Origin of the sequence: Bacteroides sp. B1-V-101 (assembly GCF_023656585.1) — a bacterium.
Classification (GTDB): Bacteria; Bacteroidota; Bacteroidia; order Bacteroidales; family Bacteroidaceae; genus Bacteroides; species Bacteroides thetaiotaomicron.
The window spans coordinates 184,711-200,857 of sequence record NZ_JAMOKH010000007.1 but is presented as its reverse complement, the minus strand read 5'-3'; the positions used below and the strand labels follow the sequence as shown (position 1 = coordinate 200,857).

The 16,147-nt window shown below is 42.9% G+C and carries 12 protein-coding genes and 1 tRNA gene; 5 read left to right on the top strand and 8 right to left on the bottom strand.

Going from position 1 to position 16,147, the window contains the following annotated elements; all coding sequences use genetic code 11:
- Nucleotides 1–309 precede the first annotated feature (309 nt).
- The gene (gene galB / locus NBH01_RS08145; RefSeq protein ID WP_081013470.1) at nt 310–2,757 is read right to left on the bottom strand and encodes a beta-galactosidase GalB; all 2,448 of its coding nucleotides are present in this window, start codon (nt 2,755–2,757) and stop codon (nt 310–312) included.
- Between the two features lie 124 nt (nt 2,758–2,881).
- Between galB and NBH01_RS08140 the strand changes: the two genes are divergently transcribed.
- From NBH01_RS08140 to NBH01_RS08125, 4 genes are all read left to right on the top strand, one after another.
- Entirely contained in the window at nt 2,882–3,433 is a 552-nt protein-coding gene (locus NBH01_RS08140; RefSeq protein ID WP_008760389.1) for a DUF4738 domain-containing protein, read from the top strand.
- Between the two features lie 135 nt (nt 3,434–3,568).
- Nucleotides 3,569–4,747, top strand: coding sequence for a heparin lyase I family protein (locus tag NBH01_RS08135; protein WP_016268175.1), 1,179 nt, complete (start codon nt 3,569–3,571; stop codon nt 4,745–4,747).
- Nucleotides 4,748–4,970: 223 nt separating this feature from the next.
- Complete coding sequence (locus tag NBH01_RS08130; protein WP_062695288.1) at nt 4,971–5,414, top strand: PepSY-like domain-containing protein; 444 nt, start codon at nt 4,971–4,973, stop codon at nt 5,412–5,414.
- A gap of 45 nt (nt 5,415–5,459) precedes the next feature.
- Nucleotides 5,460–5,960 carry a PepSY-like domain-containing protein gene (locus NBH01_RS08125; protein ID WP_008760392.1) on the top strand — a complete coding sequence of 167 codons (501 nt, stop codon included), beginning with the start codon at nt 5,460–5,462 and terminating at the stop codon, nt 5,958–5,960.
- Nucleotides 5,961–6,012: 52 nt separating this feature from the next.
- On the opposite strand, the gene NBH01_RS08120 is transcribed toward NBH01_RS08125, so the two are convergent.
- The 3 genes from NBH01_RS08120 to NBH01_RS08110 form a co-directional block, all read right to left on the bottom strand.
- Nucleotides 6,013–7,221 (bottom strand): L-serine ammonia-lyase, encoded by a 1,209-nt coding sequence (locus NBH01_RS08120; protein ID WP_022470187.1) that lies wholly within the window; start codon nt 7,219–7,221, stop codon nt 6,013–6,015.
- A 17-nt stretch (nt 7,222–7,238) separates the two neighbouring features.
- Complete coding sequence (gene corA / locus NBH01_RS08115) at nt 7,239–8,291, bottom strand: magnesium/cobalt transporter CorA (protein ID WP_008760394.1); 1,053 nt, start codon at nt 8,289–8,291, stop codon at nt 7,239–7,241.
- Between the two features lie 88 nt (nt 8,292–8,379).
- A complete protein-coding gene (locus NBH01_RS08110; protein WP_225680517.1) occupies nt 8,380–10,881 on the bottom strand; it encodes an endonuclease MutS2 in 2,502 nt (833 codons plus the stop codon).
- A gap of 133 nt (nt 10,882–11,014) precedes the next feature.
- On the opposite strand from NBH01_RS08110, the gene NBH01_RS08105 reads away from it, so the two are divergent.
- Nucleotides 11,015–11,099: transfer RNA gene (locus tag NBH01_RS08105), tRNA-Ser, on the top strand.
- 123 nt (nt 11,100–11,222) lie between these two features.
- Here the strand turns inward: NBH01_RS08105 and NBH01_RS08100 are convergent.
- From NBH01_RS08100 to NBH01_RS08085, 4 genes are all read right to left on the bottom strand, one after another.
- Nucleotides 11,223–12,659: a hypothetical protein gene (locus tag NBH01_RS08100; RefSeq protein ID WP_138294172.1), complete on the bottom strand. Its 1,437-nt coding sequence runs from the start codon at nt 12,657–12,659 to the stop codon at nt 11,223–11,225.
- Nucleotides 12,660–12,703: 44 nt separating this feature from the next.
- Nucleotides 12,704–13,372, bottom strand: coding sequence for a hypothetical protein (locus NBH01_RS08095; RefSeq protein ID WP_133302556.1), 669 nt, complete (start codon nt 13,370–13,372; stop codon nt 12,704–12,706).
- Between the two features lie 156 nt (nt 13,373–13,528).
- Nucleotides 13,529–14,932, bottom strand: coding sequence for a mobilization protein (locus NBH01_RS08090; protein ID WP_118038255.1), 1,404 nt, complete (start codon nt 14,930–14,932; stop codon nt 13,529–13,531).
- A gap of 214 nt (nt 14,933–15,146) precedes the next feature.
- Entirely contained in the window at nt 15,147–16,103 is a 957-nt protein-coding gene (locus NBH01_RS08085; protein WP_118038256.1) for a toprim domain-containing protein, read from the bottom strand.
- Between the last annotated feature and the right edge of the window lie 44 nt (nt 16,104–16,147).

Below are 16,147 nucleotides of genomic sequence, written 5' to 3'. Positions count from 1 at the left end.
ACTTGATAAATACTCACGAATATAAGACATTCGTTCATCATCACTGTAATAGTTGTACTTCTTTTTCGAATATTTCATCTTTATTTTCGATTTTTGAAGTGTCAACTTATTCAGTACACTACAAGTAGAAGTGCAGGAGGGAGCTAAGATGAAACAGCAACGTGAAACAGCAGTGTGACGGCAATACTTGCCATCACACTGCTGTCACACGTTGCTGTCACGGTCTTATGATTTAATTATCAGACTATTATCACTCGTTTGGTGACAGGTGACAGCAGTTTTTCAAATATATTTCTTTATGTAGACCGATTATTTCGTCAGAAGACGGATACTTCCTGCTTTCACTCCACCGGCTTTGGCAGTCAGAATAATTTCTCCGGCTGTTTCATTTGTTTGTACGATAGCTGTAAGCATTCCGTTGAAAGCGTGCATCTTCGGAAGATGGAACAGGTCGAGACTCGTGGGGTCACCGTTGGCTCCGGCACGGTATTTTCCGGCACCTTTGACGGAGAAGTTGATCAGACGACTGTCGGCAGGGCAGAGGTTGCCGTCTTTGTCCACCACTTTCACTGTCACATAAGCGAGGTCTTTGCCGTCTGCCGTCAGTTCGTTCCGGTTGCTGACCAGTTCGATGTGATGAGGCTTGCCTGCGGTGCGTACACTCTTTTCTGCTACTGCTTTTCCGTCTTTATCGTAGGCTACTACTTTCACTTCACCCGGTTCATATACGGCATCCATCCACATCAGACGGTAGCGGCTTTTCAGTGAACTGTTGTTCTTGCTTTGTTTACCGTAGCTTTTTCCGTTGATAAACAGTTCGGCAGCAGGGTAGTTGGTGTAAACAAATACCGGAGTTACTTCACCTTCGCGTCCCGGCCATGTCCAATGCGGCAGGATATGCAGTGTTTCCGCTTCCTTATTCCATATGCTGCGATACAAGTAATAGCGGTCTTTGGGGAGACTGGCAAGGTCGATAATACCGAACATGGAACTATGATTGGGCCAGGCATCAGTATCATAAGGGGAAGGTTCACCCAGATAATCGAAGCCGGTCCATACAAACTGTCCGATGGTCCAGTGATGATCGTCCGCCAAAGCGAAGTCCTCATCGGGGATGTTGGACCATGAACATGCCTCTACGTCATAAGAAGAACATTGATGATCATCGTACTGGGCACTTTTCTTATCTTTTACGGGAAACTTGTAGACACCGCGTGAGCTGACGGTGGACGCAGTTTCACTACCCAGAATAAGATTTTGCGGAAGTTTGTCATACGCCTCCTGATAGCGATTGGCGCGGTAGTTCAGACCGGGGATATCGATCATGGCAGCAAATCCGTTGGCTAGAACACAAGTCACTTGGTCCATGCCGCAGGTAACGGGGCGGGTAGGGTCTTCACGGTGGCAGATATCTTGCAGGAACTTGGCTACTTTATATCCTACAGGGCTGCATTGCGTGGGGACTTCATTACCGATACTCCACATCACTACACAGGGATTGTTACGATAGTTGTGCAGCATATTCACCATATCGCGTTCTGCCCATTCGTTGAAGTAACGGTGATATCCGTTTTCACACTTGGCGATGTCCCATTCGTCGAACGGTTCGATCATCATCATGAATCCCATTTCGTCGCACAACTCCACAAGTTCGGGAGCCGGCATATTATGGGAAGTACGAATGGCGTCGCATCCCATATCCTTTAAGAGTGTGAGCTGGTGGCGAAGTGCCGCTACGTTGATGGCCGCACCCAGCGGACCTAAGTCATGGTGGTTGCATACACCTTGGAATTTGCGGTGTTTTCCGTTCAGGTAGAAACCTTTGTCGGCAATGTATTCAATGTTGCGGATACCGAAGCGGGTAGAGTATGTATCTACCAGTTGGTTGTCTGCGTACACTTTCGATACAGCCTTGTAAAGAGCGGGGCTTTCCGGTGACCAGAGTTGAGGCGCGTTGACGATAAAGTTCTGTTCAAAGGGCTGTCCGTGGTTGATGCGGCCTTTGTTTTCTTTGCGGGTCACTACCTTTCCGTCCGGCGACAGGATTTCCGTTTCTATACGGATTTCTGTCTTTTCGCCGGCATTCTCTATCTTGGTTTGCAGGCGTACGGCGGCAAATTCATCACTGACATGCGGGGTAGTAATCTGCGTGCCCCATACCGGAATGTGTACTTTCTCCGTCACGATCAAGTGGACGTTGCGGTACAGACCTGCTCCCGGATACCAGCGTGAAGACTGGGGGCGGTTTTCGAGGCGTACCGCCAGTGTATTGTTCTTTCCGTCTTTATTCAGGAAAGGGGTGACGTTGCAATGGAAAGAGTTGTAGCCGAAGGGCCAGAAGCAAGCCTCCTGTCCGTTGACGTATACACGCGCTTCACTCATTGCTCCGTCGAACAGGAGAGTGACTTCTTTATCGGCGGGAACGTCGAAGCTGGTGCGATACCATCCGGTTCCGACATAAGGCAGTCCTCCGGTACGTCCGGTTTTCAGTGATGCCTTCTTCTCAAAGTTCTGTGTGACTGCTACGTTTTGCAGGTCGTTGTTCATGTCGAAAGGTCCGAAGATGGCCCAGTCATGCGGGATAACGACCGATTCCCATTTAGTATCATTGTAGTCAGTCTGCGCAGCTTCCGGAAAATCTCCTTTACTGAATTTCCAGTTCTTCTCAAGCAGCGTCTCGCTGCGCTGTGCCTGTAGCATACAGGCTGCGCTCATCAAAAGTACAGTAAACAACTGTTTCTGGTGTTTCATGTTCATTCTCACTTTTCGGGTATATAAATAAGGATTGGATTACAAATGTAGGAAAAATGTCGGTTACACTTGTAAATCTCCCCGTCTTTTTGTTCCTTTGCTCTATATTTATAAAACAGAATAGTTCGGAATGAAAAAACTAATTTATCTGCTTTTGTTACCATTGGCTCTGGCAGTGGCAGCCTGTGGCGGTAAGAACGGAAGTTCAAATAAAGAATCGGTATTGGCAAGGCAAGACAGTGTAGATGCTCACGGGTTGCAGCGTATGCAAAGTTCAAAAGCTGAAACTGATATTAAGTTTAAGGGAAGAGACTATCATTCGCTGGTTTCGCGTACTCCTGACGAAAGTCTGCCTCACGTCTCCAATGAGATGGGGGATACGTATGTAGACAATAAAATAGTGTTGCGCATTACCCGGGGAAGTGAAAACGTACTCAACAAGACATTTACGAAGAACGACTTTTCATCGGTAGTCGACGCGAAATTCCTTTCAAAATCCATACTTGAAGGAATCGTATATGACAAGACCACACCGGAGGGAATTGTCTACGCCGCCAGTGTGTGCTATCCGCAGACCGATTTGTATGTTCCGCTTTCCATCACTGTAACGGCCGATGGAAAAATGAGCATAAAGAAAGTAGATATGTTGGAAGACGATTATACGGAAGAAACACCTGAATAGACTTGTGAATGGGGATATAAGACGTTTCTGACAGAAGAATTGCACAAATGTGAAAGCATTTGAGACAAACGAAAGGCAGCCGTAAGGGTTGCCTTTCGTATTTTTGCACCGTCGATAAACTTAATACCGGATAGAATGAAAAAATACATTTTGGTTATTTATATGATGGCGGCAGGATGCACGATGCTGACTGCTCAGACTAAAAATACGCAAACACTGATGCCACTCACCGAACGGGTAAACGTACAGGCTGACTCTGCACGTATCAACCAGATTATTGACGGTTGCTGGGTAGCTGTCGGGACGAATAAACCTCATGCCATTCAGCGTGATTTTACCAACCTGTTTGATGGCAAGCCCTCCTATCGCTTTGAACTCAAAACCGAAGACAATACACTGGAAGGTTATGCGAAAGGAGAAACGAAAGGACGTGCCGAGTTTTCATATTGCTATGCAACTTCCGACGATTTCAGGGGATTACCTGCCGACGTTTATCAGAAAGCACAGATCACAAAGACAGTTTATCATCACGGGAAGGGAGCTTGTCCGCAAGGAAGTTCCCGCGACTATGAGTTTTCGGTTTTTATTCCTTCTTCTTTAGACAGCAATGTCTCCACCATCTTTGCCCAATGGCACGGAATGCCCGACCGGACGCTGGTCCAGACTCCTCAGGGCGAGGTGAAGAAACTGACTGTTGACGAATTTGTAGAACTGGAAAAAACGACCTTCTTCAAAAAGAATGTCGGACACGAAAAAGTGGCCAGACTGGATAAACAAGGCAATCCGGTGAAAGATAAAAATGGAAAACCTGTATATAAGGCAGGAAAACCCAACGGATGGTTGGTTGAACAGGGAGGATACCCGCCATTGGCATTCGGATTTTCCGGAGGACTGTTTTATATCAAAGCAAACTCCGACCGTAAATGGCTGACAGACAAAGATGACCGTTGCAATGCAAACCCGGGAAAGACGCCCGTTATGAAACCGCTGACTTCTGAATACAAGGCATCCACCATTGCCTACAAATTACCTTTTGCCGATTTCCCGAAAGACTGCTGGATTACTTTCCGTGTCCATATCGACTGGACGGTCTATGGCAAGGAAGCGGAAACGATTGTGAAACCGGGGATGCTGGATGTACGGATGGATTATCAGGAGCAAGGTAAGAAAGTGAGCAAACACATTGTCGATAATGAGAAGATTCTGATTGGACGTAACGACGAAGACGGGTATTACTTTAAGTTCGGAATTTACCGCGTAGGTGATAGTACCGTTCCCGTTTGCTACAATCTCGCAGGATATTCGGAAAGATAAATAGGTAAATAGTTAAGGTTAAAAGTTAAGGTGAAGAGAGAGCGATCCGGATGTTCCTGAGTGGGCATCCGGATCTTTTTTATGGGGTAAATTCAAGACTGAAAGTTAAAGAACACAAAAAAGAATGTGATCTCTGGTTATTCCCAAATCTTTCCTAAATCTGTATCGTTATTTGCAGTATAAAACTTATCAGATATAGTATTAACTAAAAAGAATAACGATTATGAAGAAAATTTTATCTTTGCTTGTGATGGCTATTGTAGCTATACAGTTCTCATTTGCCGGCGATGTGATTACAAAGGATATGAATCAGCTACCGCTTCCGGCACGCAACTTTATCAACCGTCATTTTACCAAACCTCAGGTGGCTCATATCAAGATTGATAAAGATCTGTTGGAGTCTGCCAAGTATGAAGTGTTATTGACGGACGGTACGGAAATAGATTTTGATAGCAAAGGTAACTGGGAGGAAGTAAGTGCTAGTAAAGGGCATGCAGTTCCGGCAAGTGTTGTTCCTTCGTTTGCTGTCAGTTATCTGAAAGAGCATAACTTCACAGAGCCTGTGACAAAAGTGGAGCGTGACCGGAAAGGATATGAAGTGGAATTAAGTACCGGCGTTTCTTTCAAGTTCGACAAGAAAGGAAAATTCCTGGAAGCGGATGATTGATGATTAAATGAAAATATGATATAACCTAAATCCTAAGAATTAATTATGTTGAAGTTTAAGTTTGGCGCATGGGCAGTCGTTTTAATGCTGACTGCCTTTTCTTTCAGCGCATGTGATGATAATGATGATGAAACGTATAATCCGCCTGCCAATATCACAGAGGCATTGAAGCAACTATATCCGAATGCCCAGAATGTGGAGTGGGAGATGAAAGGAGATTATTATGTAGCTGACTGCTGGGTGACTGGTGACGAACTGGATGTCTGGTTCGATGCGAATGCCAACTGGGTGATGACGGAAAACGAACTGGATAGTATCGATCAGTTAGTACCTGCCGTTTATACCGGTTTCCGTAATTCCAACTACAGTTCATGGGTAGTGACCGATGTGTTTGTATTGACGTATCCGCAGCATCCTACTGAGTCCGTGATTCAGGTGAAACAGGGAAATCTGAGATTTGCACTGTACTTTTCGCAGGAAGGAGGCTTGTTGCATGAAAGGGATATCACCAATGGCGATGATACGAATTGGCCGGTTATGGAGTAGAATTAGTTATGTACAGAGGAATGTGGACAGACACTCCTCTGTAGTCATTATATTACATTTGTTGATAATCTTTGGCCAGTCCTCCTTCGCTGGTTTCCTTATACAGTGAGGGCAGGTCATGTCCGGTTTGTTTCATTACCTGTACCACTTTGTCGAAAGAAACACGGTGCATACCGTCTGTAAAGGCTGAATAAAGATTGGCATCCAGTGCACGGGCGGCAGCATAAGCATTCCGCTCGATACAAGGGATTTGAACGAGACCGCATACGGGGTCGCAAGTCATCCCCAGGTGGTGTTCCAGCCCCATTTCCGCAGCATATTCAATCTGTGCCGGACTTCCTCCGAATAATTGATTGGCTGCTGCTGATGCCATCGCGCAGGCAACGCCGACTTCTCCCTGACATCCTACTTCCGCACCGGAGATGGACGCATTGAACTTGACAATGTTTCCAATTAGCCCAGCTGTAGCCAAGGCGCGAAGAATCCGCATGTCACTGAAGTCACGGCTTTTTTGTAAATGATAAAGTACTGCCGGCATCACTCCGCAGGAACCACAGGTAGGGGCAGTCACGATCTTTCCACCGGAAGCGTTTTCTTCGCTGACTGCCAGTGCGTAAGAGAAAACGAGTCCTCTGGATTGCAGAGATTGTTTGTATCCGGTAGCACGTATATAATAGGTGGAAGCTTTTCTACGTAAGTTCAGCGGTCCGGGCAATACACCTTCCGCTTCCAGACCTCGGTGGATAGCGTCTTTCATTGTGTCCCATACTTCTGCCAGATAGTCCCATATATCCTCGTTCTCACATTCCTTGACATACTCCCAATAACTTTTTCCGGTACGTTCACACCATTGCAGGATTTCGGTCATGTTGTTCATGCCGTATACTTCCGGGCTTTCGATTGTCGGGTTGTCATTATTCTCTGCCAAAGCTCCGCCGCCGATACTGTAAACCGTCCAGTTTTCCAATATCTTGTTGTCTGCATCCAGAGCGGCAAACGTCATTCCGTTCGGATGGAAGGGGAGGAAAACTTTGGGTTGCCATACGATTTCTACCGGAGCGGCAGGTTGTAAAGTATCTATGATAGCCACATCCGTCATGTGCCCTTTGCCTGTAGCTGCCAAACTTCCATAAAGGGTTACTTTGAAAGATGCGGCATCCGGGTGACGTTCAACAAACATTTCTGCAGCTTTACGAGGGCCCATTGTATGACTGCTGGAAGGACCTGTGCCGATTCTGTATAATTCTTTTATTGATTTCATGGATGGGTGCGCTTTAGTTAATACCATTTCTTTTTTCTGAAGTACAAATATACAATAATACCGATAACCGCCATTATAATCCAGGCAAATAAATATCCGTACCGCCAGTCCAGTTCGGGCATCCATTTGTAATTCATTCCCCACACACCGACAAGAAACGTTAGCGGGATGAAAATGGTGGATACGATGGTCAGCCGCTTCATGATATCGTTCATTCGTAAATCATTGTTCGAGATATACAGGTCGACTAATGAAGACAGTGTTTCACGGCAGATTTCAATCGTTTGTAATACAAATTGTAAATGGTCGTTCACATCATTGTAGAAGGCACGGTTTACTTTATGTATAAGGAGATTTTCTGCCCGCAACAATTTTACATATTGCTCTTTAAGCGGGAGGATGGCCTTTTTCATCAGCATATATTGGCGGCGCAGCCCCTGAATCTGAATGCCGATGTCATTCTCATTGGTAATCATCAGCAGTTCTTCTTCCAGGTCTTCAAGTGCATCGTCGATGGAAGATATCGTTGAAATGTAGTTCGCCATGATGCTGTTCAGCAATACACTGAGCAGATAATCCGTCAGACGGCTACGGATTTTCAGTATATCGTTTCTCAATGCGGCGTTGATTTCATCAAAGAAATCTGTTTCTTTTTCAAGAAAGGTAAGTACATAGTTATTTCCCAGAATGATGCAGACTTGTTGTTGGAGCAATCCGTCGAGGTCATCATCCTCTTTATGCTCATTGGGATAGAATATTTTCAGGATCAGGACAATATATTTGTCATGCTCTTCTATTTTCGTCGGGTGGTCGGCATTTAATATGTCTTGTAAAACGAGGAAGTCTATTTCAAAATGACTGCAAATCTCACGGATGGTTTCCGTATCTTTCAGCCCGTGTACCTGCAGCCAGTTGATTCGTTCGTTATCCAATGTTTCTTTGACGCTTTGGAAGGTGTCACCGGAACTTTCCTGCATCTCGGTTGCATTGTATGTGCAGAGATGTAAATGGGTGGGGGTAAGGCTGTCCCCTGTGTAAATAAGCTTTTCGCTTAACAGATTATTCTTCATGCTTTATTCTCGTTTTAGAAAACCACTGTAACACAAAGGTAGTGGTTTTCTAAATGAGAACAAGTTCTTCGATCGTTTTGTTTTCAGATTAGTCAAAATCGACTACCGTAATTCCGGCACCTCCGAACTGGACATGCTCGTCTGCATAATGACTGACGCCCGGTACGGTGGACAGGTATTGGCGGATGAGTGTACGGAGTATTCCGGTTCCTGTTCCGTGAAGGATACGAACGCGGTCCATGCCGACGAGGATGGCATCGTCCACGAAATAAGTGATGGCTTGCAGAGCCTCGTCACCACGCATCCCCCGTACATCAATATCTTGCTTGAAATTAAGCTTCTTCTCGTACATCTGGTCATGTGTCTGACTGCTGACAAACGTACTTTTGGCTATTCCTTCCGTCTTGGGGGCAGCGTTGCTTCGTTCCAGACGGTCCAGTTTCACCGTAGTTTTAATGCTTCCGAAAGCGACGGTTGCATTTTTACCATTGATTTCCATGACCTGTCCGATGCTTGTCTGTCCCTTGATTTTTACGTTCTCACCCACAGCGATAGGCATTACTTTAGGAGCAGCGGCTGTCTGTGATGCGGCAGTTTTCGGTTCGTTTTTCTTGTTTTTCTTCCGTTCCTGCTTCTCCTTCAGTTTATCCATTTTGCGGGCAATCTTTTCTTCCTGTTCTTTGGAAGCCATTGTTTCCAGGGAAGTACGGAAATCGTTCAGTTCCTGACGTACCAGACGGGTCTTTTCTTTTTCGGCCTGGGCTTCTTTAATCGTACGGATGGTGTTTTCGATGCGGGCGTTCGATTCCTGCAACATTCGTTCAGCTTCTTCTTTAGCCTGTCTGATAATCTCCTTCCGTGATTTTTGCAACTCTTCCATTTCCGTTTGATAACGGGCGATGGTGTCTTCCATGTGTTTTTCCCGTTGGCGGATCGTTTGTCGTTTCCCTTCCCAGTAGCGCTTGTCGCGTACAATGTCCTGAAGATATTTATCGGCATTGATGTACTCGCTTCCTACAATTTCCGAAGCATCTGCAATCACATCTTCCGGCAATCCGATTTTCCGGGCAATCTCTACGGCAAATGAACTGCCCGGATTTCCGATCTGTAGTTGAAAGAGTGCTTGCATCAAGTGGCGGTCGTAGAGCATGGCACCGTTGACTACTCCTTCATGATCTTCGGCAAAATGCTTCAGATTCTGATAGTGAGTCGTTATTACTCCGAACGTTCCTTTCTGATTGAAACGTTTCAGCACAGCTTCGGCGATGGCTCCTCCGATCTGTGGTTCCGTACCTCCTCCGAACTCGTCGATCAGGATGAGGCTGCGTTCATTGCAGCTTTTCATCATGATTTTCATGTTGGTCAGGTGCGAAGAATAAGTACTCAGGTCATCTTCGATGGACTGTTCGTCACCGATATCGATGAAGATACTGCTGAACATACCTGCATGACTGCGTTCGTGCAAAGGAATCAGCATACCGCATTGCAACATATATTGCAGCAAACCGACTGTTTTCAGACAGACAGACTTACCTCCTGCATTCGGACCGGAAATGATAAGGATACGCTGCTTTTGGTTTAGTTCTATATCCAGCGGAACTACTTTTTTCCCATGTTTGGCTAAAGACAGTTGCAGTAAGGGATGCACTGCCATTGTCCAGTCCAATAGCTGTTCCTTTTCTACTGTCGGTTTCAGACTGTTGGTCTGTATGGCAAAATAACTTTTCGCACGGATAAAGTCAATTTCTGCCAGAAACTCATACGACTGAAGAATATCAGGAATAGACGGGCGCAGTATAGTTGAAAACTCTGTAAGGATACGAATGATTTCCCGTCGTTCATCCCCTTCGAGTTCACGAATACGGTTGTTGGCTTCTACCACCTCTGCCGGTTCGATGAATACGGTCTTTCCACTTGCCGATTCATCGTGCACGATACCTTTGATCTTTCGTTTTAATCCCGGAGCGACAGGAATAACGAGACGACCGTCACGCATGGTCGGAGCTACGTCTTTGTCTACATAGCCTTCAGACTGTGCATTGCGTAGGATACTGTTTAATGATCGGGAGATACTTCCCATCGTATTGGACAGTTCCCGACGGATACGGGCCAGTTCGCTGGACGCATTGTCTTTTATTTTTCCATATTTATTAAGGATACCGTCTATCTTGCCAATCAGTTGGGGGAATACGGCAATGTCTCCTGCCAACCGCTTCAGGCTGGGGTAGGGTACATCGTTTTCCTCCTCTTCTTCATTCCGGTGTAGAAAACGTACGATATCACGAATAGTCTCTAATGAACGGCGTAGGTCAAATAGTTCTTGTTCGTCCAAATACATACCTTCTATCCGTACCCGTTTTAGTGATGGGCGGACATCGAAGAAGAATTGATCGGGAAATCCGTCTTCTTCCTGAATGATGCGCACAAATTCAGTTACCTGGTTCAGTTTCTCTTCCACTTCTTCAAATTGCTCGGAAAAGCTCATGTCTGAAACCCGTTCTTCGCCTAAAGTGCTGAGACACTTGTCTTTCAGTAACTGCCTTATTTGGTCGAATCCTATCTTTTGCTCAAAATTTTGAGGATATATCATGTCTTTATACTTATTATAGGCTGCAAAAATACGATTATTTCGTGAAAAAAATGTCAGATTGTTTGCAGATTTAAAAATGATTCGTACCTTTGCACCGCTTTCAACGGAAAGCACTTCTGATAAAGGAGTTTTTGGAGAGGTGGCAGAGTGGTCGATTGCGGCGGTCTTGAAAACCGTTGTACCGCGAGGTACCCGGGGTTCGAATCCCTGTCTCTCCGCAATAAACATTGAAAATCAATAGTTTACAAGAATTGCACCCAGCTTTACACCCGATAATGTGAAGTTGGGTGTTTTTGATAAAAATTAATGTTTATATATTAAACTGTTAAAGTTTTGAATATCTAATTGTTACTGGTGAATTTAGTGAATTCTTCGGGTTTATGAAGATAGTAATCCATAATAGCGCAAACTAATTTGTGAAAAGATGTTTTTCTAAGTTCAGTAGATCCTAAATCTGTTCTGTTACATGCCAAACCTCCAATATAATCATCATCATATATTTCAAAATAAGAATACCCTATCGAATTAGAATCATTTTTTGATTGGTAAAAGGTTAATTTTATTTGTAGCAGTTCATTTATTTTCTGTATTAATGCCATATTTGGTCTAAAATCCGAAAGTAAAGGAAATGTAAAAGATAATTCTTTCCACTCTTTGTCATCTCGTCCAACTCTAGTTATGCCATCTTGAAAATGCGTTGCATCCATATTTGAAAAGAAACTGAAAATTTGAATTAACTCTTTACTTGGAATTAATTTTTCAACAAAATTGATTTTGGAAGTTAATGAAAGGCCTTCTATTGGTACTGCTATCAGATACTCTTGTTTTGCAAGATTATCATTATAGTTTTTTATAATGCCTAAATAGAGCAGGCAAGAAATGTATTCTTTTAAAGAACCATATGTTCTTTGTTGGGAAATATATGGGAGTTCTGAATATATTGTTTTGGTCTGTATGTCATATTTTAGATTAATATTTAGGATGGAATTTATTAGATTTGCTATATAGAAATTTATATATTCTCCCATTCTAGCTCCAAATCTGATAATTTTATTGCCATTTATATTTTTTATTTCCATGCTGTATATAATATTCAGTGCATCGGATTTGTTAAAACGATGAACATTAGAGGTATAATTGTTTCTTTGTGGCAATGTTTTTTCAATGTAGTTGAAATTAACCAGATTTATGGGTTTTTGATACTTTACATATTCATTCAACAAAGGAATAGTCTTCTGAAATAGATACTTCATTGTTAGAGCTTTAGATTTATCATATTCGCCCCATGGCTCTTTCCGAATGAGATCATTTGATGTGAATATGTGATTGATATGTTGTTCATTCTCATGATTATAAATCTCTACTGAAATTTCATAACTATATGATAATTCAAGATCGTCTCGACCATAACGATAACCGTATGAGTGATGTTGCTGAGAAATTCTTAGTACTTTGATGGAATTGATTATTATGTGGTCAATTTTAATCGGTCTATAGTCTTTTGTCTTTTTTATAATATCAAAATAACCAATTTCGCATTCTGTCCATATTCGTTCTTGGAGGAAAGGGATATTTATAAATGGGAAAATGGTTGAACGAGTATTTTTTAATCTACATATAGGATTTTCACAATAGCATGAGTTATAATCTTTATGTACTATTTTTCTTAGTTTGCACCATTGGCACGTTGAAATGCAAGTGGAATTAGGAAATTCTACTGTTTCTATTTCATTTAGCTTATCTGCTCTAATTATATCGCAATCATTAATAAGTATCATGTCTTTAATAGGGGTATTCAAGATGTATACTAAAATAGCTGTCATTAAAATAAAAAAGAATGTTTCTTATATCTTTTATACTTATATGGCATATAAATATCTAGCTCAGTAGTGATTACTCTCAATATATTGAAAGCATTCCCCCATCCATTACAAAACTCTGGACTAATTGCAATTGTTACAACATCTATTTTGGGCAGTGAGTTTTTTATCTCTTTACAAATATTCTTTATGTATTTTCTTGTGATGAATTGAGAACACTCACCATCTTCTCCTGTAAAAAAGAAATCTAAGTCAATATTAACAATCCATTGGTCTATATCTTTATGACATTCAGTGAGCCAATAATTAATATTAGTATCTAATTCCCACAAGTTAGGCTCGTATGTATTTATATGCTCAAGACTTGTGCCATTTTGATCCGTTCCATCTTTATGTGTTGCATAATAAATTTGCTGTAGAAGATTGGGGTGTAGTTTGTTAAAAGCATCAATATAATTATCATATCTAATAGCTTGGTTGTTCATGTTATCTTTTAAAGATAAGTAAAAAAAGAAATCTTTATTAATTAATTCACTCCTATTCTCTGCTATAAAATCATCGGTCAGGTTATTTAATAAATCATAGTGTCTGTCAATATGAAATAGTCCATATCTTTTGGATGTGTCTATTTTTTGTAACCAACACCAAGCAGCAGCTAAATGATTATCCATTATGTAAAATTTACCATTGTTGAACAGAAAGTTCATATTATAACAACCCGATGTTTTAAGTTCGTGGTTTTTGTATATCCAGTTCATATTATATATATTATTTTTGTCAGACAAAAATAAGAAAAAACATCCTGATACTTGCTTGATATTATCAAATTATAGCTTTAATCCTCTATTTTTTCTTGGTTCTTCTGTCGTGTGACGTAAACTTTGCCACAATTTTTCCATTTGTTCCTTGAACCAATCTCCAATTGGCTTCTTGTTTATGGTTAGCACAAGTTTACTGCTATCGGTTGGACTTTTCTCTACCTTGAAAATATCGTTCTTGATGTCAAACTTTCGTCTGTGCTCTTCGGAATAGATTTTCCCATTGCATCTGATTGCTTCTTTTTTTGTCAAAAGACTGTTTACCATATCTTTGGTAAATCCGATGGCATAGCAGAGTTTTTCCATTCTCAACATCTCTTTGAGTAAAGGAAACCAGTTGAACGCTTTTTCAAGAATGGTGTTCAATCGTGATATTTCTTTGTCTTTTGCTTCAAGTTCTTGGTTATGTATTCCTTGAAGATTTCGAATCTGTTTGCCATATTGTTCCTGCATATGCTTCATTTGGATTTTCAAACCATTAATGCTTTTATCACGTTTTGCTATTTCCTGATGCAGTTCCGAATTGCTATGCTCCAACTCTTTCAGTTTTCCACTTCCGAAAAGAGAACCGACTCCGCTTGCTATGGCGGTGGCCGCATCGGTGGCTACGCTTTTGAGTTTGTTCGTGCGTATCTCGGATTTTACCTGTTTGAGTTCTTGTTCAGCAAGAGTTACCTGCTGCTCCTTGTACCTTTGGGTTTCCTCTATACGTTGCAGTTCGGCTTTCTGTTTCTTTATGATGAAATCGTTACGTTCCAGATGTTTCTTGCCTGTTTCGGCTTTAGATTGTCCTCGTTCCATCAAGAGAATGTCAGAAGCCAAACTCTGCATTTCGGTCATATCCTCGTCATTTAGTTTACAGCTCTTTCCTGTATCGTGGTTCATCCAATCGAAAACGATATGAGCGTGATAATTCGGCTTGAACCACTTTCCACCAATTTGGAAACTCTCCCTATCTTCGGCTTCGGGTTGTCCGCTCAGCCAATGTCCTTCATCTTTGTGCAGAAAGATTTGCAGCGGAGTGATACCCCAGCGTTGTTTGCACTCCTCGCCAAATTTACGCACATCTGCCAATGTGGTGTTTGGTCTGACGAGCAGCACACCTTCACGGATTGGCGAACACCCTGCCACTTTGATTATTTTTCCGTTCTTGCCTTTGCGTTCACGTTCTTTCTCCTGCATGGCACGTCCGGTCTTTTCCTTGACCATCCGTTTGATGTTGTCGTAATGTGTCCGCAATTCGGTAGTGCCGAAGCCGGGATTTATCCACTGTTCGTTGTCGGCTGAGAGTTCAGAAACGATATAGATTTTGGACTTGCCGATGTTACGCATATACTCGGCAGTCCTACGGTTATGAGCCTCGCTTGATGCAATGTTGCAAGGCTTGATATGTATGCTTGATTTTGTTGCCATAGCTGTTCTGTTTTATTGTTCGCAATAGATTGTTTCTTCGCTTCCGCAGTGGGGTTCTTAGGGGTACAACCCATAAGCGGAGATTGCAAAGAGAGGGTCACTCTTTGCTCCGGGTTCTCAGGGGAGAAACGCCCTGAGTGGGTCATTAGGGCAAAGCCCTAATCCCCTCGGGAGAGCCCACAACTACGAAAGCGGAGCGTGTAGTTATAGTGGGCTATAACCGAAAGCCGTTTTTCTTTTTCGGTGACTGGCTGCGCACCCCTTTGACGGATTGGACTTGCCCTTTTCTCTCAGCCTGTTTCTGTAAGTATTCGTTCAAGTCCTTGCATCCGTTGTAAGTCTGCGAAGCGTCACGGATGTACAGGTCTCTGCCGTATTCCTTGCGGATTTGTCGGAGAGCTTCCATGCCTGCATGGTCGTTGTCAAAAAAACAGTGGATGCGTTCGTAGCTGCCCAACGGATAGAGAGCCTTGTTTACATTCGATACTGAGTTCAATACAATGTAGTCCTGTCCGTCCAACTCCGGATAATTCGGGCAGCTCTCCTGTCTCAATGTCAGAAAGGAGAGGTAGTCCATGAATCCCTCGAATACATAACAGGTATTCCTCGCTTTCCCCGATTGTCTGATGTGGGAGATTTCCTTGGGTGCGATGCAACCCTTGAAATAACGGTTGCGAACCTCAAATCCACCCGAACCATTGGGAAAGGCGATGGCAAAGTACCGTTTGCCATTGTGGGTGAAACGGGCTTCACTACATTCTCTTTTTGCCAGTTCCATATTTATTCCTCTTCCCTGCAAGTAGGCAAGCAGGGCAGGGGATGATAACGGAACAATCTCCAACTGTTGGAAACTCGGTTCGGAAGAGTTTTGCTTACCAAAAGAGAAAGATACCGGGCGCACATGCGGTGCCTGTTCCGCTATCCGTTTTAAAATATAAGGTACATGGTCGGTAGCATATAGGTGTGCAGCCAGTTCAATGATACCGCCACCTTTGCCCAAACCGAAGTCATACCATTGGTTACGTTCGGTATTTACCTTGAACGAAGCTTCTGCTTCTTCCCTTAACGGTGATTTATACCACAGGTTGATACCTTGTTGCTTGACGGGAGAATATCCCAAACTGTGCAGAAAATCTGCTATCCTGATTTGCTTGGCTGTCTGTATATCCATAAAATGATTGTTTTAGTAGTTGGTAAATTGATTCGTTTTTCTTT